Below are 18236 nucleotides of genomic sequence, written 5' to 3' on the forward strand. Positions count from 1 at the left end.
GGGCGACACGCTCGGCCCGGAGGCACGGCCGGCAGCGTGGCGGACGGCGGCGCAGCCGCACCGGCGAAGCCCGCGGAGCGAGCGGAGCGAGGTCCGGGCGGCGAGCCCGGTATCCGACACGCTCGGCCCAATCGGTCAGCCCGGCCGGCAGCGTGGCGCCCCGGCGGCGAAGCCGCGTCGCGAGGCGACCGCGGTCCGAGCGCAGCGAGTGACCGTGCGCGCCTCTCGACAGGGCGACACGCTCGGCCCGATCAATCAGCCGAGTTGGCGACGTACCTCCGCGGCGACGGCGGCGCCGTCGGCGCGACCCTTGACCTGCGGCTGCACGATGCCCATGACCTGGCCCATCGCCTTCGGGCCCGCGCCGGCGGCGCCGGCCTGCTCGACCGCGGCGGTCACGATCGCCGCGATCTCCTCGGGTCCGAGCTGCGCCGGCAGGTACTCCTGGATCACCGCCGCCTCGGCCCGCTCCTTCGCGGCGCTCTCGGGACGGTCACCCTCCTCGAACGCGACCGCGGCCTCGCGGCGCTTCTTCGCCTCGGCGGCGAGGACCGTGAGCACCTCGTCGTCGGTGAGCTCCTTGGCGACCTTGCCGGCGACCTCGGCATTGGTCACCGCGGTCAGGATCATCCGCAGCGTCGACGACCGGACCTCGTCGCGGGCCTTCATGGCGGTCGTGAGGTCGGTGCGCAGCTGGTCCTTGAGGGTGCTCATGTCTCGATTCTGCCTGCCGTGGGCGAGACTGGACGAATGGGATTCGGGAGGGCGCTGCTGCGGACCGTCGGCGTCGGGGGGACACTCGGGGCCGCCGTGACGTCGTACGCGCTGTGGGAGGCGCGCCAATACACTCTGCGCCGCGTCGACGTACGGGTGCTGCCCGCCGGCATGCGACCACTGCGCGTGCTCCACCTCAGCGACCTCCACATGACCCCCGGGCAGGTGCGCAAGCAGGAGTGGCTGCGCGGCCTCGCGCGGCTCGAGCCGGACCTGGTCGTCGACACCGGCGACAACCTCGCCCACCGGGCCGCGGTCCCCGTCGTCCTCAACAGCCTCGGTGGACTGCTGGAGCGCCCGGGGGTGTTCGTGCACGGCTCCAACGACTACTTCGAGCCCGGGCTGCGCAACCCGCTCGGCTACGTCCTCCCGGACAACGGCAAGCGGCACACCTCGACCCCGCAGCTGCCCTGGCGCGAGCTGAGCGCCGGGCTCACCGGCGCCGGCTGGGTCGACCTCACCAACCGCCGCGACCGGCTCACCGTCGGCGAGACCGTCCTGGCCCTCGCCGGCGTCGACGACCCGCACCTCGCCTACGACGATCTGGCCGCCGTCGCGGGGCCCGCCGATGCCACCGCCGACCTGCGGCTGGCACTCGCCCATGCGCCGTACCTGCGGGTGCTGGACCGGTTCGCCGCCGACGGGTACGACGCCGTCCTCGCCGGCCACACCCACGGCGGCCAGGTGCGGCTCCCCTGGCCCGGCGACTCCCGCGCCTACGCCACCAACTGCGACCTCGAGCCCGCCCGGGCCCGCGGGCTCCACCGGCACCCGGCCGACTCCCGTCCCGGAGACCCGGGGTCGGCGTGGCTGCACGTGTCGGCCGGCCTCGGCACCAACCCGTACACCCGGATCCGGATCGCCTGTCGCCCGGAGGCGACCCTGCTCACCCTGCTGCCGGGCACGTCACGTCGCGCCTGAGGGCACCGGCGATTGCGGGTCCGGCCTCCCGCTCCGCTATGCTCCCGTGCTGGTGAGCCGCTCCTCGGAGCCGGTTCATGGCGGGCTGTGGCGCAGCTTGGTAGCGCGCCTCGTTCGGGACGAGGAGGCCGCAGGTTCAAATCCTGTCAGCCCGACCGATCGACGGGCGGATCCGGTGAGACCGGATCCGCCCGTCGGGTTTTTCACGCCCGTGTCGCCCTGCGGCCACCACTCGCTCACCTGCGCGTTCGTGACACACTGCATGCCATGTCAGACGAGCAGGACAAGCTGAAGCTCAGCTTGGAGCCGCCGAAGCTGTTCGGGCGGAAGAAGAAGGCAGCCGGCCGGGCGCCCGCTGCCCCGACCGCCCCCGCGCGCCCCGCTCGTCCATCCGCCCGCCCCGACGCCGAGGTCGTCGCGGAGCCGGAGCCCGAGGTCGTTGCCGAGCCGGAGCCCGAGGTCGAGGTCGTCCCCGAGCCCGAGACCCAGGCCGTCCCCGAGCCCGAGGCGCCCAGTCCCGACCCCGACGCCGTCGGCACTGACGCCGCCGCGGAGCCGGACGCGGAGCCCGCCGCGGCGCCGGACGCGGAACCCGACGCGGAGCCCGTCGCAGAGCCCGTGGCCGAGGCGACCACCGCGAGCGAGGTCGGGGCGCCGTCGACCCCCGCGGCCGCCGCCGAGCCGGACACCGAGACCACCGCGGAGCCGACCGCCGCAACCGCCGCCGGGTCCACAGCACAGCCCGAGGTAACGACGCCGGCGCCGACCACCGAGTCCGCACCGGAGCCGACCGCCGAGGTGGCACCGCAGCCGACCGCCGAGGTGGCACCGCAGCCGACCGCCGAGGTGGCACCGCAGCCGACCGCCGAGGTTGCACCGGAGCGGACCGCCGTCCTGCCCGAAACCGAGGAGCCGACGCCCGACGAGGCGCCGGCCGGCGTACCCCCGCAGAAGAGCACGGAGCCCGCCGCCAAGCCCACCGCCAAGCCCACCGCCAAGCCCACCGCCAAGCCCGCCGCCAAGCCCGCCGCCAAGCCGACCGCGAAGTCCACTGCCCAGCCAGCTCCTCAGCCCCGGCCCACCGGGGTCGAGGTGGAGCCCGAGCCGGTGAGCGCGGCCGCCCTGGAGGACGCCGAGATCGCCGCCCTGGGCGCCGGTGGCGGCCTCCTCACCGCCTATCGGGCCGCGGCTCTGTCCGGTCTAGTGGTGGGCGCGGCGATGGTCGTCCTCACCTGGCTCTCACTGCGGGGCTGCGAGGCCGTGCGCGGGACGTCGTCGTGCGGCGGAGGGCCGGGCTTCCTGCTGCTGGTCGCCACCTTCGCCCTGTGCGTCCTGCTCGGCGCCCAGCTGCTCAAGGCGTTCGCCATCCCGGATCCGGGGAGCAGCAGCTTCCTGGCGGTCGGCCTGGTCGCCGTCGTGGCACTGCTGTTCCTCATCGACCTGCTCGACCACTGGTCGACGCTGATCATCGTGCCGGTCCTGAGCATCGGCGCGTACCTCGCCTCGGTCTGGGTCACCAAGACCTTCGTCGACCCGGCCGACACCTGACATAACGCGGGGCGGGACGACAAAACTCACGCTGGGACGAAGAAGTTTCCTCGTCCCAGCGTGAGTTTCACCGGCCGGCCGGTGAAACTGTCTCAGCGCGCAGCAGCGATCAGCTCCGCGATCTGGACCGTATTGAGCGCGGCCCCCTTGCGCAGGTTGTCGTTGGAGACGAACAGCGCGAGACCGCGGTCGCCGTCGACACCGGGGTCCTGGCGGATCCGGCCGACGTACGACGGGTCCTTGCCCGCCGCGGCGAGCGGGGTGGGGATGTCGGCGAGCTCGACGCCGGGGGCGCCGGCGAGCAGCTCCCGCGCGCGCTCCGGGGTCAGCGTCCGCTCGAACTCGGCGTTGATCGCCAGGGAGTGGCCGGTGAACACCGGCACGCGCACGCACAGGCCCGAGACGCGCAGGTCGGGGATGCCGAGGATCTTGCGGGACTCGTTGCGGAGCTTCTGCTCCTCGTCGGTCTCGTTCAGGCCGTCGTCGACGAGATTCCCGGCGAACGGCAGCACGTTGTAGGCGATGGTCTCCTTGTAGACGCCCGGCTCGGGGAAGGCGACGGCCTCGCCGTCGTACGCCAGCTCCCGGGCCTTGTCGCCGGCCGCGGCGATGCCGGTGGCGAGCTCCTCGACGCCGGCGATGCCCGAGCCGGAGACGGCCTGGTACGTCGACGCGATCAGCCGGACCAGACCGGCCTCCTCGTGCAGCGGCTTGAGCACCGGCATGGCGGCCATCGTGGTGCAGTTCGGGTTGGCGATGATGCCGCGGCCGGCCTCGATGACCGACGCCGCCGCCTCCGGGTTGACCTCGGAGACGACCAGCGGGATGGCCGGGTCCTTGCGGAAGGCGGAGGAGTTGTCGACGACGATCACGCCGGCGTCGACGAACCGCTGGGCCAGCGCGCGGGAGGCGGTGGCACCGGCGGAGAAGAGGGCGACGTCGAGACCGGCCGGGTCGGCGGTCTCGGCGTCCTCGACGGTGACCTCGCGGTCGCCGAACTGCAGCACCTTGCCGGCCGAGCGGGCCGAGGAGAAGAAGCGGACGTCGCCGACCGGGAACTCCCGCTCGAGCAGGATCTGTCGCATCGCGACGCCGACCTGACCGGTCGCGCCGACCACACCGATGTTGATCACCGCGTTGCTCATCGGCCGGTCCCTCCGTAGACGACGGCCTCGATCTCGTCGGAGCCGAGGTCGAAGGCGGCGTGGGCGGCGTTGACGGCCGCCTCCACCTGGGTCTCGGCCACGACGACGGAGACGCGGATCTCGGAGGTGGAGATCATCTCGATGTTGACCCCGGCCTCCGAGAGCGCCTCGAAGAAGCGGGCGGAGATGCCCGGCGACGAGCTCATGCCGGCGCCGACCACGGACACCTTGCCGACGCTGTCGTCGTAGAGCAGCGACTCGAAGCCGACGGATGCCTGGAGGCGCGAGAGCGCCGTCATCGCGGTCTGGCCCTCGCCCGCGGGCAGCGTGAAGGAGATGTCCGTCAGGCTGGTCGCCGCGGCCGAGACGTTCTGCACGATCATGTCGATGTTGATCTGCGCCTCGGCGACGGCGCGGAAGATCGCCGCCGCCTCGCCCGGCTTGTCCGGTACGCCGACCACGGTGATCTTGGCCTGGCTGCGGTCGTGGGCGACACCGGTGATGATCGCGGCTTCCATGGAACTCTCCTGAACAACATCCTCGGCCTTGACGACCCAGGTGCCCTCCTTCTCGGAGAAGGAGGAGCGGACGTGGATGGGCATGTCGTAGCGGCGGGCGTACTCGACGCACCGCAGGTGCAGGATCTTGGCGCCCTGCGCGGCCATCTCGAGGGTCTCCTCGTAGGAGATCCGGGGCACCTTGCGGGCGCGGGGCTCGATGCGCGGGTCGGCGGTGAAGATGCCGTCGACGTCGGAGTAGATCTCGCACACGTCGGCCTCGAGCGCGACCGCCAGCGCCACCGCGGTGGTGTCGGAGCCGCCGCGGCCGAGCGTGGTGATGTCCTTGGTCGTCTGCGAGACGCCCTGGAAGCCGGCGACGATGGCGATCGCGCCCTCGTCGATCGCGGCCTGGATCCGGCCCGGCGTGACGTCGATGATCTTCGCCTTGCCGTGCTCGGCGTCGGTGATCACGCCGGCCTGCGAGCCGGTGAACGAGCGGGCCTCGTGACCGAGGTCGTGGATCGCCATGGCCAGCACGGCCATCGAGATCCGCTCACCAGCGGTGAGGAGCATGTCGAGCTCGCGGGCCGGCGGCAGCGGCGACACCTCGTTGGCGAGGTCGATCAGGTCGTCCGTCGTGTCCCCCATCGCCGAGACGACGACCACGACCTGGTGGCCGGCCTTCTTCGTGTTGACGATGCGCTGTGCGACGCGCTTGATCCCGGCGGCATCGGCGACCGACGAGCCGCCGTACTTCTGCACGACAATGCCCACGGGGGCTCACTCCTGGCGTGGTCTCGGGGACGGTGCTACTTCTAGCAACTTCTGGGGCAGGCCACATCGACGGGGCCGCCCCGAGTCTACGAGAGTGGGCTAGCCCTTTTCCGCGCTGTCCAGCACGGCGGCCGCCGCCTCGACCAGCGCGAGCTCCTGGGTGGTGTCCAGGTCGACGTCGAGGCGGTCGTGCGCCACGACCGACAGCAGCGCCTTCATGGCCGACCCGGCGAGCGCGCCCCACGAGGAGACGTAGGAGAACTGCCACCACCACAGCGCCTCCTCGACGTCGCCGGCGTCGTAGTGGCGCACGCCGACGGCGAGGTCGGCCGCGATGCTGGTGAGGTCGTCGGAGAGCAGGCCCTCGACGATCTCGGGCGCGTAGGGGTCGAAGACGTAGCTGTAGGTGTCCAGGTTGCCGAGCAACCGGGCCAGCTGCAGACGGAGGTCGTCGATGTCGTCGGGATCCGGGCCGTCGTCGGGCTGGTACTCGTCGCGCGGCGCGAAGTCGCGGTGCACCCCCAGCCGCGCGCCGGTGAGCGCGATCTGGCTGATCTGGAGCAGCAGCAGGGACACGGCCTGACCGCCGCTGGCCTGGGCCGCGACGACCCGCAGGCCGTCGAGGAAGGAGCGCACCGACGCCGCGATGTCGTCGGCGAAGCGCACGGTCTCGGTCTCGACCGCGATCAGCGCCTCGAGCGCTGCGAGGCCGGGGAGCTGCTCGGTGGTGCTGTCGTCGCTCAGGTGCTCGTTCATGTCGCTGTCTGCCTTCCCACGAATGCCCGACCCAGGGTGACCTCGTCGGCGTACTCCAGGTCTCCTCCCACCGGAAGTCCACTGGCCAAACGCGTCACGCGCAACCCCAGGGGGCCGAGCATGCGCGTGAGGTACGTCGCGGTGGCCTCGCCCTCGAGGTTCGGGTCGGTGGCGAGGATCACCTCGGTGACGGTGCCGTCGCCCAGCCGGGTGAGCAGCTCCCGGATGTGGAGCTGCTCGGGACCGATGCCGTCGATCGGCGAGATCGCCCCGCCCAGCACGTGATAGCGACCGCGGAACTCCCGGGTCCGCTCGATCGCCACGACGTCCTTGTACTCCTCGACGACGCACAGCACCGCCGGGTCACGGCGCGGGTCACGACAGATGCGGCACTGGTCGTCCTCGGCGACGTTGAAGCAGATCGAGCAGAACTTCACCTTGTCCTTGACCTCGATGAGGACCTCGGCGAGGCGTCGTACGTCGGCCGGGTCGGCCTGCAACAGGTGGAACGCGATCCGCTGGGCACTCTTCGGACCGACCCCGGGCAATCGCCCGAGCTCGTCGATGAGGTCCTGGACGACGCCTTCGTACAAGAGTGCGGCCCCCGCTTCAGAACCCGAGCCGGCCGGGCGACTCGCCCGGTCCGCCCGGGCCGGGCAGCCCGCCCAGGTCACCCATGCCGGGCAGTCCGCCGGCGAGCGGGCCCAGCGTCTGCTCGGCGAGCTCGTCGACCTTGGCGCGGGCGTCGCGGAACGCCGCGACGATCAGGTCGCCGAGGTCGGCCAGCGCCTCGGCGTCGGTGCCGTCGAGCGCGTCGGGGGTGATGGTGACCGCGCTGAGCTCGCCGGCGCCGGTCACCGTGACGGTGACGGCACCGCCGGCGACCGTGCCGTCGACCGTCGCCTCCGCCAGCTGCTGCTGCGCGCTCTGCAGCTGGTCCTGCATCTGCTGGGCCTGCTGGAGCAGCGCGCCGAGGTCGAGGCCACCGGCGCCGCCGAGGGCGTCGAAGGGGTTCTGGCTCATGGGATCTCTTCTCTGTGTCCGGGAGGTGCTCGGGGCGGGAGGTCGGCCGGCGGCTCAGTCGCCGCGCGGGATCTCCTCGATCATCTGGGCGCCCAGCTCACGAGCGAGGAGCTCGGCGCTGGACTCGGCGTCGACCTCGCGGTCGTCGAGGTCGACGGCGGCGTCCGGGTCCTCCGGCGGCGCCTCCGCGGCGGCGTCGGCCTGGGCCTGGATGTCGGCCACCCGGGAACGGCGCGAGACCGGCCCCTCGGCCGGTCGCTCCGGCGCCGGCTCGGTGGCCCATGGCGGCGGATCGTCCGGTGGCGGAGCCGCCTGGGCGGGGGCGGGCGCGGACGGCCCGCCGGCCACCGCCACGGATCCGGGCGGCGCGGTGACCTCCGGCCAGCCGCCCGGGTCGCTCGGCTGCGGCGTGGCCGCCGGCGGCGGGGCCTGCGCCGACGCCGGCTCGGGGGGACGGGCGCCGGGGTCGGCGGCGGGATCGATGATCGCCTCGATCCGGACGTTGGCGCCGATCTCGTCGATCACGGCCTGCTGGACGATCTCCGCGTGACCGCCGGTCTCGAACGAGCGACGCGGCCCGTCGGTCTGGAAGCCGAGGCTGAGCACGGCACCGTTGAAGCCGACGACCTGGGAGTTCTGCGTGAGGTGGATCCAGGTGACCCGCTTGACCCCCTTGACCCGGTCGATCACCGAGGGCCACAGCCGGCGGACGTCGACCAGGCTCAGGCCGCTGCCGCCGCTGCCGCCCGCGGGGGCGGGAGCCTCGGCGGCGGGCGCGGCCGCCGGGGGCGTCGGCGCGGCCTCCGGCTCCGCGGCACGCTCGGGCTCCGGAGCACGCTGCGCGACGGGCTCGGGCTGGCCGACGGTGTTGTCGACGGGCTGGTCGACGGGTTGGGCGTCCGGCGCCGCGACGCGTTCGGCGACCGGCGCGGCGACGGGCTCAGGGGCCGGAGCCGCGGCGGGCGGAGCCGCGGCGGGCGCCGGGTCCTCGACGCGCTCGGGAGCCGCCCGCTCGGCCCGTGACGGCACCGGCCGGTCCTGGGCCGGCACGGCAGCCGGAGCCGCCGCGGGCGCGGACTCCGCGGACGTCGTACCGCTGATCGAGGCGCGGCGCTCGAGCCGGTCGAGACGGGCCAGCACCCCCTCGGTGGTGTGGTCGGCGGCCGGCAGCAGGATCCGGGCACAGATCAGCTCGAGGAGCAGCCGCGGCGCGGTCGCACCACGCATGTCGGTCAGTCCCGCCGCGACCAGGTCGGCCGCACGGGTCAGCTCGGCCCGGCCGAAGGCGGCGGCCTGGGCGACGAGGCGGTCGGCCTGGTCGCCGGAGAGGTCGAGCAGTCCGGAGGCGGCGGCGTCGGGGACCGCGGAGATGATGACGAGGTCGCGCAGCCGGCGCAGCAGGTCCTCGGTGAACCGGCGGGGGTCCTGCCCGGTCTCGATCACCTTGTCGACCACCCCGAAGACCGCCGACCCGTCGCCGGCCGCGAACGCGGAGACGACGTCGTCGAGCAGCGTGTCGGGCGTGTAGCCCAGCAGGCCGCTGGCCAGGTCGTAGGTGACGCCCTGCGACCCGGCGCCGCCGAGCAGCTGGTCGAGCACCGAGAGCGTGTCGCGCGCCGACCCGGCGCCGGCCCGCACGACCAGCGGCAGCGCGGCGGGCTCGATGGAGACGCCCTCGCGGTCGCACAGTTCGGTGAGGTAGGACGTCAGCAGCCGCGGCGGGATCAGCCGGAACGGGTAGTGATGGGTGCGCGAGCGGATGGTCGGGATGACCTTCTCCGGCTCGGTCGTGGCGAAGATGAACCGCAGGTGGGGCGGCGGCTCCTCGACCAGCTTGAGCAGGGCGTTGAAGCCCTGCGTGGTGACCATGTGGGCCTCGTCGATGATGTAGACCTTGTAGCGGCTCTTCACCGGGGCGAAGAAGGCCTTCTCGCGCAGGTCGCGCGCGTCGTCGACGCCACCGTGGGAGGCGGCGTCGATCTCGATCACGTCGATCGAGCCCGGGCCGTTGCGGGCCAGGTCACGGCAGCTCTCGCACGCGCCGCACGGGTCCGAGATCGGCGCCTTCTCGCAGTTGAGCGCCCTGGCGAGGATCCGCGCGCTGGTGGTCTTGCCGCAGCCGCGGGGCCCGGAGAAGAGGTAGGCGTGATTGACCCGGTTGCCGGCCAGCGCGGCCCGCAGCGGCTCGGTGACGTGCTCCTGCCCGATGACCTCGGCGAAGGTCTCGGGCCGGTAGCGGCGGTAGAGCGCGAGCGGGGAGTCCACGGGAGCCACCCTAGTCGCTGGCCCCGACACGTCCCGGGCCCGTGGCGCTGTCCCGGACCGGGCGGTCCGGCCCCTATCGTGAGGCGCGAGCCACAGGGAGGACGAGCACCATGACGACGATGGACCGGGACGAGGCGCGGGCGTTCCAGAAGCGGATGGTCCGGGTGCGCGAGGACGCCGCGCTCAGCCTGCTCCTCGGCATCGGCGACGAGCTCGGGCTGCTCGACGTGCTGGCCCGCACCGGGCCGGCGGACCCCGCCACCCTCGCCGCGGCGGCGGGCGTCGACGAGAGGTACCTGCGGGAGTGGCTGGACGGGATCGTCGCCGGCGACGTCGCGACGTACGACGCCACGACCGGCCACTACGCGCTGTCGCGCGAGCGTGCCGCCTGCCTGACCAGCGCCGACGGACCGGTCAACCTCGCCCGCAGCATGAAGATGCTCACCATGCTCGCCGGCGTGGAGCCCGAGCTGCGGGAGCGGTTCCGGCACGGCGGCGGACTGGACTACGACCGCTTCCCCCGGTTCCACGAGCTGATGGCCGCCGACGCCGCGGCCGTCCACGACGCCGGGCTGCTCGACGTCGTGGTGCCCGTCGTCCCGGGCCTCCACGAGCAGCTGACCGCGGGCGCCGCCCTGGCCGACATCGGCTGCGGGTCCGGGCACGCCGTCAACCTGCTCGCCCGCGCCTACCCGGCGAGCAGGTTCGTCGGCTACGACCTGGGTGCCGAGGCGATCGAGGCGGCGCGCGCCGAGGCCGCCGCGTGGGGCCTGACCAACGCGAGCTTCGAGGTCCGCGACGTCGCCGAGCTCGGCGAGGTGGCGGCGTACGACGTCGTGACGGCCTTCGACGCGATCCACGACCAGGCGTTCCCCGACCGGGTGCTCGCCGGGATCGCCGCCGCGCTGCGGCCCGGCGGGACCTTCCTGATGGTCGACATCAAGGCGGAGACCGGCGTCGAGAACAACCTGGGCCTGCCGTGGCGGACCTACCTCTACACGCTGAGCCTGATGCACTGCATGACCGTGTCGCTCGCCCATGGCGGCGCCGGCCTCGGCACGGTGTGGGGCCGACAGACCGCGGTGCGGATGCTCGAGGAGGCGGGCCTGGTCGACGTCGACGTGCGTGAGGTGCGGACCGACCCGTTCAACTACTTCTACCTCGCCCGCAAGCCGTAGGCGCGGCCGGGACGCAGAGGCCCCCCACGTACCCGATAGAGCTCACTTACCCTTGCTGCCTTCCGGCCCTGGGGGAGTTGGGTGAGATACCGCCACGTGGGGGGTTGCGGCCACTGTAGAGGATGGGGCGCGCCCGGTTCACATCGACCGCGGCATCCGGCGCCGACGCGCTCCCGCCCTGAGCGTCCCGGGGCGATCCGGGGCGTCCCGGGTCAGCGCAGCAGGTTGAGCACGGTGAGCAGGACCGGCGCGACCACCACGACGAGCAGCACCCAGGCGACCACGCGGTGCGAGCGCTTCGCGCTGTCGAGCGAGCCCGCGAACTCGAGCAGCGCACCGTCGGGCACCGACCGGTTGAGGCCCATCCGCTGCGCGTCGGTGGGCAGGTGCTCGACCGGGGCCCACGGCTCCGGCCGGTCACCGCGCGAGGTCATGGGCCGATGGTACGCCGCCGGGCCGGTCGGGCGAGGAGTCCCGATTCCACCTCCCCGTCCATCTGCCGGTAACCTCCTCCGCGGAGGTATCGCCTAGTGGCCTATGGCGCTCGCTTGGAAAGCGGGTTGGGTTAACGCCCTCGGGGGTTCGAATCCCCCTACCTCCGCCACAGACACGAACGGCGCCGACGCGAGTCGGCGCCGTTCGTGCTCGTCGGGCGTGGAGGCGGCCGGTTCGCCCGGCCACTAGCACGCTGTCCGACCCACCCGCGCACCCGGACCGCGGCCGGTTCGCAGCCGGTCCGGGGCTCAGCGCCGTCGGGCGAGCAGCGGGCGCAGCAGGAGCAGGACGACGAGCGCGGCGCCGCCCCCGAGTCCCCACCAGATCGCGTCGTGCCGCGCGCCGGCGAGGACGTCCGCCTGGGCGCGCGGGGGCTTGGCGGGCTGGACCTGCTGCGTGCGCTCCGCGCCCGGGTCGACGATCGCGCGCTGGATCGCCTCGACGGGCTGGACCACGCCGTAGCCGGTGATCGGGCTCGACGGGCCGCCGTTGCCGCTGGCGGTCTGCTCCAGCCGGGTCCTCAGGTCGGCGGCGTCCTCGTCGGGGTGGGCGGACCACACGAGCGCGGCCACGCCGGCCACCTGCGCGGCCGCCCAGGAGGTCGACGCCCCGTCGACGACGCACCAGCCGCCGTTGAGCGCCTTGGACACCGCGCTGGACCCCGGGGCGGCGAGGTCGATGGCCGAGCTGCGCAGCACGGTCCCGCGCGTGCCGGGCGTGGAGACCCCGACCGCGATCACCTTCGGGTGGGCGGCCGGCCAGATCACCTCGGCGGCGTCCTCGCCCTTCCTCGCCTCGCCCTCGTAGCCGTCGGGGAAGGCACCCTCGCCGGACGGGCGGTCCCCGGAGGCGGCGACGAGCAGGACGCCTGTGGCGACGAGCCGGTCGATCTGCGCCTCGAGCTCGGCGGAGTACGGGACCTGCGCGGGCACCACGACCACCGTCCGGGGGCGGGCACCGCCCTCGCGGGACGCGGCAATCTCCCCCAGCTTCCGGGCGAGGTCGGCGGCCATGGGGACCCGCTGCCCCTCCTGCGACCGCTCGAGCGTGTCGTAGAACCGACCGTCGACCACCTCGGCGCCGGGCGCGATCCCGACGTCCACCCGGCTCGGCTCCGCCTGGTCGGGGCCGGCGATGATGCCCGCGACGGCGAAGCCGTGCCCGGTCGGCAGCTCGACGGGGCTCGTCCCCCGGAACCCGTCGATGCCGCTGTCGACGACGATCACCTGCACGCCGGCGCCGGGCTGCCTCCCGGTCTTGCGCACCAGCGCCTGGGCCTCCTCGACGTGCAGCGCCAGGTTGGCCGGGTTGTCGCCCTTCACCGAGCGCTGGTCGGTCGTGCTCGCGCTGACCTGCAGGCAGCGCGGTCCCTCCGCCTCGGCCGCGACGTGCACCTCCGGAGCCGCGGCGGCGGCCGGCGTACCGGCGGCGGCACCGAGGAGGGAAAGCCCCAGCGCCCCGCCGGCGAGCCCGCCCGCAGCGGCCCGCACGAGGCGAGCCCCGCCGGGGCCCGAGACCCGCGCTAGCCGCACGACAGGTCCTTGGAGGGCGGGCACAGCGCCGCGTCCTGGGACAGCTCGGGCCCGACCTCGAACAGCTTGTTCCACACGTCGGGCACGACCAGCCCCGGGACCTTGCCGTAGCCGAGCTGCGTGAGGTCGTCGGTGCTGGCGACCGGATAGCTGTAGCCCCGGTCGTCGACGAGGTGGATCGTCCCGCCGGTGCTCGTGATCCAGTCGGCCGACCGGACCACGGCGCCGTGGCCCGACGCGACGGTGACCTCGCGGTCGCCGGCGGCGACGTCTGCGGCGCTGGCCGCGCCCGCGGGGGCCGTGACGAGCCGGACCGCCGGCTCCGTGCCCTCGTCGGTCGTCAGCTGGGCGCAGACCTCCTCGGTCGCGGGCAGGGACCCGGTGAGGACCTGCTCCGGCCAGTGCTCGCCGGCGCCCGCGGCACCGCGGACGATGTCGAACGGCGCACCGGGGACCTCGGTCACGGGCCGCGGTGCGCGCTGACCGAGCGAGGTGTTGCGCAGCACCGCCGCCTCGAAGGGCGACAGCTCCACGAATCCGTCCTTGGTGAACGCGTACGTCGTGCCGGAGCGCTCGAGCCAGTCGCCGACCCGGGCGTCGTCGTAGCCGGGGAGGCGAGCCGGCTCGCCCCAGCCGTTGATGCCGAGGCCCGCCGCGTCCAGGGAGGCACCGGGCGGGAACAGCTCCAACCACGCGTCCGGGACCGTGATCTGGTCGTTGGGCGAGATCCGCAGGTCGCTGTAGAGACCGTCGCTGCCGCTGGTGAGCTCGTAGCGGTACGCCCGGCGCGGCAGGCCGGGCACGTCGGCCTCGGCGATGAGATAGACCCCGCCCTCGGCGGCCGACCTCACCACGAAGCCGGTGGTCGGCACCGGCTCCACGGCGGGCGAGACCTCGATCGAGGTCTGCATGCCGAGCCCGCTGCCGGTGCAGGAGGTCCACCCGCTCTCGACCAGGTCGCCGGCGCCCGGCACGGTCGCCGGCGCGTCGAGGATGCCGATGGGCGGGCCCTTCCTCTCCCCCGCGATCTCGTCGTCGGGCACCTTGCGCGCCTCGACCCCGGCGCCCAGGATCAGCTGGGCCGAGGTCACGTTGATGACCGGTCGGACCCGTGGCAGGTCGGAGGCCAGGTCCTCGTCGAGGATCACGTAGAGCGCGCCCCGGTCGTCGGCGACGAGACCGGGCTTGTCCCAGTCGACCTCGGCACGGTCTGACAGCGCACCCGCGATGGCGGCGCCGGCGACGAGCAGGACGGCCAGCGCGACGCCGCCGACGATCATCCGGCCGGGCCGGGTGGGCTCGACCTCCCGGCCGCCCGGGGCCCCGGACACGAAGGCGGTCACGAGCCGGCGACGGCTGAACGCGTAGGCCTCGACGAGGTCCTTCTTGGTGGCCACGACCGGTCCGTCCTATCCGAGCCAGTCGCGCACCTGGTCGAACAGACCGGTGGCGACGACGAGCAGGGGGAGCAGGGTGAGCAGGGCGACCGACTCCAGGACGTCGCCGAGCCGGCCGCGGCGCACCGACGGGGCGGCAGGGCTCAGCGTCGCGACGAGCAGCACCGCGCCGAGGACAGCGAGGACGACCGCGAGCGTCGGACGCCAGTCGGGGTGGAACGCGAGCACCGCGACCGCCGTGGCCGCGATGCCGGCGACGCCGGAGGCGAGCCCGAGGAGCACCTCGCTGCCGGTGCGGTACTGGCGCGTGCGCAGGACGACGATGAGGCAGGCGTCGACCGCGAGGAGCGTGCCGGTCACCCCGAGGCTGACGGCGAGCGGCGCGACGAGGACGAGCAGCAGCCCGACGGTGCCGCTGATCGCGAGCAGGATCTCGTGGGCCACCCGGGCGTCGGCCGCGACCCGGGCGCGCTCGATGTCGTCGGGGTCGGCGGTGATGTCGGCCGGCGAGAAGAGCTGGTCGACACGGGTGCTCGTGGCCCCCAGCGCGAGCCACGGGAAGACGCTGCCCGCGAGGACGACGAGCACGAGCACCGTCGTCAACAGCGGAGCGGGCGCGAACCCGTCGGGCGAGGATCGGACGTAGATCCCGACGCCGACCCCCAGCGCGCCGACGACGATCGGCGGGAACGCCAGCGTCCGGCCCGGCCCGAGCCCGATGAGGCAGACCACGCCGGCCAGGAGCGCACCGGCACCGGCCGCGGCGAGCGGGTCGGCGAACCAGGTGTCGCCGTCGGGGGCGAACATGATGCCGGCCACCGCGGCGTACCCGGCGCCCAGCCAGGCGACGCCGACGCCGGCCTCGTGCTCGCCCTGGGCGCGGGACAGCACGATCGCGCCGGCGCACAGCGCGACCGCGACGAGGGCGGTGGCCGCGGCGGCGATGTCGGAGCCGCGCTGGATCAACAGGGCGCCGGCGCCGAGGAGGAGGAACAGGCCCGCCGCCACGAGCGCCGTACGACGCCCGGCGGCCGGCTGCCAGGGCTCGAGATCGTGCTCGACGACATCGGTCATCGCCTCGACGACGTCGTCGTAGACCCGGGGTGCCGGGTCGTCGACGCCCGCGGTGACGGTGAGCAGGCCGCCGTCCTCGATGCCCTGCAGCGTCAGTCCCGTGTCGAGGGCCAGCCGGCGCCCGTCGGCGGTGCCGACGCGGTAGCCGCCGTGCACCGTCGCCGGGTCGAGGAGGCCGACGCTGCGCGCCAGCTCGGGCAGCAGCTCGGCGACCGGGATGGCGCCCGGCAGGACCAGGTCGACCCGACGGGTGCCGGACGTGACCGTCACCCGGACCAGCCCGGAGGCGACGGCGGCGCTCGTCCGCGACGCTTGTGTCATCTGCCCCATCCTTCCCGAGAGCCCGAGCTCCGGATCCTAGTGCCGCGCCTCACGACGCTAGTGCCGCGCCTCACGACGCTCGCGATAGCGCGGCGACGTGTCCGCACAGCAGCGAAGGGACCGACCACCAGGTCGGTCCCTTCGTCGTGCGTGCGACCGGCTCGCAAGAGGCCGGCAGCGCGGCGGGAGGCGACCTCCGGGGAACTTGCTTTGCTTTCGCGTCGCCGGAGACGCGCTCGGCCCAGTGAGCCCCGGCCGGCAGCGCGGCGGGAGGCGACCTCCGGGAACTTGCTCTGCTTCGCGTCGCCGGAGACGCGCTCGGCCGGTGGACTCAGAACCGGCCGGCGCCGCGCTTGTCGGCCTGGATGTACTCGGAGTTGGACTGGTAGGTCGTCTTCGAGACGCCGTCGAGCAGGTCGAGCAGCTCCTTCATCGCCCAGTCCCAGGCGGACTTGGCCTGGTCGTAGCTCAGTCGCTGCTCGCTGTCGGGGGCCCAGGTGCTGATGTAGGGCTGGGCGTCGCTCTCGAGCTGGTCGAGGCGGGCGTTCATGGCCTTCGCGGTCTCGTACATGTTCTGTGCCGCGGCCTCAAGGGAGGCGTGCTTGACGCGCAGGCCGTCGAGGGCACCGAAGTCAGGTCCGGTCATGGTTCTCTCCTGGAGTTCGTGGGTTCGGGGACTACTGCTGGCCGAGGCGGTTGAGGAGGTTGACCATCTCCGAGCCGGCCTGCTCGTCGACGGCGACGTTGTCCTTCTCGGTCTCGGTCAGCGACGCGTGGAACCGGTCGAGGGCCGTGGTGACGACCTTGTGCTTCTCGAGCCAGGCGTTCTTGAGGTTGTCGAAGGAGAGACCGGCGGTGCCGACCCACTCCTGGCGCATGCTCTCGAGCTGGCCCTCCATGGTCTGGGCCTGCTTGCCGAGGTCCTGCTTGGCGGTGATGACCAGATCGGCGACCTTCCCGAGGGCGCCCTCTGCGTGTCCGAACTCGACTGCCATGTCTGCTCCTAGGTGCTGGTTGGCGGGCGGTGCGGCCCGCCCCGTGCAATTCGGTATCTCGATCTGGCTCCCCGAGTGCTGCCAAAGAGCCGACGCGTCAGGTGCTACCCCTCGCCGCCGAGGGGCTAAACATCAACCCGTGACTTCCCAGAGATAGCGGAAGAAGCCGACCGCCACCACGAGGGACCCGACGGCGAACGCGCCGCAGATCGCCTCACCGATCTCGGCCCGGCGCGACCACCACGCCGAGCGCCACCCGCGGCCCACGAGGACCGCCGCCAGCACGAGGATCCCGGCCAGGGCGACGGCGACCGCGGCCACGACGCCGGGCGCCGCGACCGGCCCGTCCGCCCCCGGCGCGAGACCGAGCAGGACGACCGCCAGCGCGGCCAGCGCGGCCACGCCGGCCAGCCGCAGCAGGCGGCTCGCCGCGGCATGGCGGTAGCTGCGGGCGGCGAACAGCAGCGCGGCGCCGCCGAACCCGATCAGACAACGGGCACCGGAGCTGTCCAGCGGCAGGTGCGCGGTGGCGAGCAGCAGCGGCGTCGTGACGACCACGAGGACGAGCACCGCGGTCGCGGCCGCGGTGACGACGCGGGCGCCCCGGCTCGCCACCGCCTGGACGGCCTGCTCGGGCACGACGATCCGGCCGCGGCGGCCCGTGGGGCGCTCCCGCGCCGACCAGGCGGTCACGGCGAGGCGCTCGAGGTCGAGGAGGTACTGGTCGGGCACGTCGACGGCGAGCTCCGGCACGAACCGGGCGGCCAGTACGGCGGCGAGGAACAGCACCGCCCAGACCACCTGGGGCGCGACGCCGGTCAGCGCACCCAGGCCGGCGACCAGGAACCAGCCGGCGCCGACCACGATCCAGACCCGGAGCCCGTCGACCGCGGGGTCGTCGGGGGCGGCGAGCGCCCGGCCCACCCCGGCGGTGACGGCGGCGCACAGCGCCGCGATGCCGCACACCGTCGGCAGCCGCTCGGGCAGCGGGTCCCAGGCCAGCGCGAGGCCGGCGGCCGCCGCGAACGCCGGAGCCGCGAGCGCGCGCTGCGAGCGCAGGACGCCGATCGGCAGGCAGCCGACGACGGCCGCCGCGAGGAGCACCGCGACGACCGGCCACCGGTCGTCGGCGGGCAACTGGGCGGCGCACCACCCGGCGACGACCGCGACGCCGACGGCGAGTGCGCACCACAGCCCGGACGCCCGGCCCGCGGCCAGCGCCTGCTCGCCGGCGTCCCCCGAGCGGAACCGGCTGCGCGGGGGCGCCGGTCGCGACGACGGATCCACGGCGACGACGACCGAGCCGGCGACCAGCCCGGCGTTGCCGACGACGGCGCTGGGCTGGAGCGGCTCCCCCGACCGGGTGACCAGCGGCAGCACGACGGGGAGTCCGGCCTCGGCCGCATAGGTCCGCGCGACGTCCTCGAGGGTGGCGTCGACCGGCACGGTCAGGTCGAGCACGCCCCGCGGTCCGTGCACGCTCACCGCGGTGACCGTGCCGGGCGCCGGAGGGCGGGACGTCCCGTTCACCGTTGCAG

Annotated in this window: 17 protein-coding genes, 2 tRNA genes and 1 other RNA gene; 5 read left to right on the top strand and 15 right to left on the bottom strand. The window is 74.0% G+C overall.

Annotated elements, in window-relative coordinates; all coding sequences use genetic code 11:
* Window positions 1-255 precede the first annotated feature (255 nt).
* The gene (locus tag ACPZVR_RS08200) at window positions 256-714 is read right to left on the bottom strand and encodes a GatB/YqeY domain-containing protein (RefSeq protein ID WP_436699082.1); all 459 of its coding nucleotides are present in this window, start codon (window positions 712-714) and stop codon (window positions 256-258) included.
* Between the two features lie 36 nt (window positions 715-750).
* Between ACPZVR_RS08200 and ACPZVR_RS08205 the strand changes: the two genes are divergently transcribed.
* The 3 genes from ACPZVR_RS08205 to ACPZVR_RS08215 all read left to right on the top strand — a co-directional run bounded on the left by ACPZVR_RS08205 (window position 751) and on the right by ACPZVR_RS08215 (window position 3243).
* On the top strand, window positions 751-1695 hold the full coding sequence (locus tag ACPZVR_RS08205) for a metallophosphoesterase (RefSeq protein ID WP_436699083.1): 945 nt from the start codon (window positions 751-753) through the stop codon (window positions 1693-1695).
* Window positions 1696-1776: 81 nt separating this feature from the next.
* Window positions 1777-1850: transfer RNA gene (locus ACPZVR_RS08210), tRNA-Pro, on the top strand.
* A 112-nt stretch (window positions 1851-1962) separates the two neighbouring features.
* A complete protein-coding gene (locus tag ACPZVR_RS08215) occupies window positions 1963-3243 on the top strand; it encodes a hypothetical protein (RefSeq protein ID WP_436699084.1) in 1281 nt (426 codons plus the stop codon).
* Between the two features lie 92 nt (window positions 3244-3335).
* Here the strand turns inward: ACPZVR_RS08215 and ACPZVR_RS08220 are convergent, their stop codons facing one another.
* The 6 genes from ACPZVR_RS08220 to ACPZVR_RS08245 all read right to left on the bottom strand — a co-directional run bounded on the left by ACPZVR_RS08220 (window position 3336) and on the right by ACPZVR_RS08245 (window position 9706).
* Window positions 3336-4388, bottom strand: a complete 1053-nt coding sequence (locus ACPZVR_RS08220) for an aspartate-semialdehyde dehydrogenase (protein ID WP_436699085.1) — start codon at window positions 4386-4388, stop codon at window positions 3336-3338.
* Complete coding sequence (locus tag ACPZVR_RS08225; protein ID WP_436699086.1) at window positions 4385-5662, bottom strand: aspartate kinase; 1278 nt, start codon at window positions 5660-5662, stop codon at window positions 4385-4387. Before ACPZVR_RS08225 ends, ACPZVR_RS08220 begins: the two co-directional genes overlap by 4 nt.
* 99 nt (window positions 5663-5761) lie before the next feature.
* Complete coding sequence (locus ACPZVR_RS08230; RefSeq protein WP_436699087.1) at window positions 5762-6418, bottom strand: DUF5063 domain-containing protein; 657 nt, start codon at window positions 6416-6418, stop codon at window positions 5762-5764.
* Complete coding sequence (gene recR / locus ACPZVR_RS08235; RefSeq protein ID WP_436699088.1) at window positions 6415-7011, bottom strand: recombination mediator RecR; 597 nt, start codon at window positions 7009-7011, stop codon at window positions 6415-6417. Before recR ends, ACPZVR_RS08230 begins: the two co-directional genes overlap by 4 nt.
* Before the next feature lie 16 nt (window positions 7012-7027).
* Window positions 7028-7441, bottom strand: a complete 414-nt coding sequence (locus tag ACPZVR_RS08240; protein WP_436699089.1) for a YbaB/EbfC family nucleoid-associated protein — start codon at window positions 7439-7441, stop codon at window positions 7028-7030.
* A gap of 54 nt (window positions 7442-7495) precedes the next feature.
* Window positions 7496-9706, bottom strand: coding sequence for a DNA polymerase III subunit gamma and tau (locus ACPZVR_RS08245; RefSeq protein WP_436699090.1), 2211 nt, complete (start codon window positions 9704-9706; stop codon window positions 7496-7498).
* Window positions 9707-9816: 110 nt separating this feature from the next.
* Between ACPZVR_RS08245 and ACPZVR_RS08250 the strand changes: the two genes are divergently transcribed.
* Complete coding sequence (locus tag ACPZVR_RS08250) at window positions 9817-10884, top strand: class I SAM-dependent methyltransferase (RefSeq protein ID WP_436699091.1); 1068 nt, start codon at window positions 9817-9819, stop codon at window positions 10882-10884.
* 15 nt (window positions 10885-10899) lie between these two features.
* Here ACPZVR_RS08250 and ffs read toward each other — a convergent pair.
* Window positions 10900-10990, bottom strand: an RNA gene (ffs, locus tag ACPZVR_RS08255) — signal recognition particle sRNA small type.
* Between the two features lie 106 nt (window positions 10991-11096).
* Window positions 11097-11318 (bottom strand): hypothetical protein, encoded by a 222-nt coding sequence (locus tag ACPZVR_RS08260; protein WP_436699092.1) that lies wholly within the window; start codon window positions 11316-11318, stop codon window positions 11097-11099.
* A gap of 82 nt (window positions 11319-11400) precedes the next feature.
* On the opposite strand from ACPZVR_RS08260, the gene ACPZVR_RS08265 reads away from it, so the two are divergent.
* Window positions 11401-11488 (top strand) — tRNA-Ser (locus tag ACPZVR_RS08265).
* A gap of 139 nt (window positions 11489-11627) precedes the next feature.
* Here the strand turns inward: ACPZVR_RS08265 and ACPZVR_RS08270 are convergent.
* The 6 genes from ACPZVR_RS08270 to ACPZVR_RS08295 form a co-directional block, all read right to left on the bottom strand.
* Complete coding sequence (locus tag ACPZVR_RS08270; RefSeq protein WP_436699093.1) at window positions 11628-12869, bottom strand: S8 family serine peptidase; 1242 nt, start codon at window positions 12867-12869, stop codon at window positions 11628-11630.
* A gap of 32 nt (window positions 12870-12901) precedes the next feature.
* Window positions 12902-14308 (bottom strand): type VII secretion protein EccB, encoded by a 1407-nt coding sequence (eccB, locus tag ACPZVR_RS08275; protein WP_436699094.1) that lies wholly within the window; start codon window positions 14306-14308, stop codon window positions 12902-12904.
* Window positions 14309-14320: 12 nt separating this feature from the next.
* Window positions 14321-15703, bottom strand: a complete 1383-nt coding sequence (gene eccD, locus ACPZVR_RS08280) for a type VII secretion integral membrane protein EccD (RefSeq protein ID WP_436699095.1) — start codon at window positions 15701-15703, stop codon at window positions 14321-14323.
* Between the two features lie 331 nt (window positions 15704-16034).
* Window positions 16035-16349 carry a WXG100 family type VII secretion target gene (locus ACPZVR_RS08285; protein WP_282401535.1) on the bottom strand — a complete coding sequence of 105 codons (315 nt, stop codon included), beginning with the start codon at window positions 16347-16349 and terminating at the stop codon, window positions 16035-16037.
* A gap of 31 nt (window positions 16350-16380) precedes the next feature.
* A complete protein-coding gene (locus tag ACPZVR_RS08290) occupies window positions 16381-16698 on the bottom strand; it encodes a WXG100 family type VII secretion target (RefSeq protein WP_282401536.1) in 318 nt (105 codons plus the stop codon).
* Between the two features lie 132 nt (window positions 16699-16830).
* The gene (locus ACPZVR_RS08295) at window positions 16831-18228 is read right to left on the bottom strand and encodes a hypothetical protein (RefSeq protein WP_436699096.1); all 1398 of its coding nucleotides are present in this window, start codon (window positions 18226-18228) and stop codon (window positions 16831-16833) included.
* Window positions 18229-18236: the final 8 nt, after the last annotated feature.

This window comes from Nocardioides segetis, from assembly GCF_051390595.1.
Taxonomy (GTDB): Bacteria; Actinomycetota; Actinomycetes; order Propionibacteriales; family Nocardioidaceae; genus Nocardioides.

Excerpts from the sequence above, each read along its gene's own strand:
- ACPZVR_RS08200 (WP_436699082.1), bottom strand. The coding sequence starts at position 714 with ATGAGCACCCTCAAGGACCAGCTGCGCACCGACCTCACGACCGCCATG.
- ACPZVR_RS08205 (WP_436699083.1), top strand. The coding sequence starts at position 751 with ATGGGATTCGGGAGGGCGCTGCTGCGGACCGTCGGCGTCGGGGGGACA.
- ACPZVR_RS08215 (WP_436699084.1), top strand. The coding sequence starts at position 1,963 with ATGTCAGACGAGCAGGACAAGCTGAAGCTCAGCTTGGAGCCGCCGAAG.
- ACPZVR_RS08220 (WP_436699085.1), bottom strand. The coding sequence starts at position 4,388 with ATGAGCAACGCGGTGATCAACATCGGTGTGGTCGGCGCGACCGGTCAG.
- ACPZVR_RS08230 (WP_436699087.1), bottom strand. The coding sequence starts at position 6,418 with ATGAACGAGCACCTGAGCGACGACAGCACCACCGAGCAGCTCCCCGGC.
- ACPZVR_RS08240 (WP_436699089.1), bottom strand. The coding sequence starts at position 7,441 with ATGAGCCAGAACCCCTTCGACGCCCTCGGCGGCGCCGGTGGCCTCGAC.
- ACPZVR_RS08250 (WP_436699091.1), top strand. The coding sequence starts at position 9,817 with ATGACGACGATGGACCGGGACGAGGCGCGGGCGTTCCAGAAGCGGATG.
- ACPZVR_RS08260 (WP_436699092.1), bottom strand. The coding sequence starts at position 11,318 with ATGACCTCGCGCGGTGACCGGCCGGAGCCGTGGGCCCCGGTCGAGCAC.
- eccD (WP_436699095.1), bottom strand. The coding sequence starts at position 15,703 with ATGACACAAGCGTCGCGGACGAGCGCCGCCGTCGCCTCCGGGCTGGTC.
- ACPZVR_RS08285 (WP_282401535.1), bottom strand. The coding sequence starts at position 16,349 with ATGACCGGACCTGACTTCGGTGCCCTCGACGGCCTGCGCGTCAAGCAC.
- ACPZVR_RS08290 (WP_282401536.1), bottom strand. The coding sequence starts at position 16,698 with ATGGCAGTCGAGTTCGGACACGCAGAGGGCGCCCTCGGGAAGGTCGCC.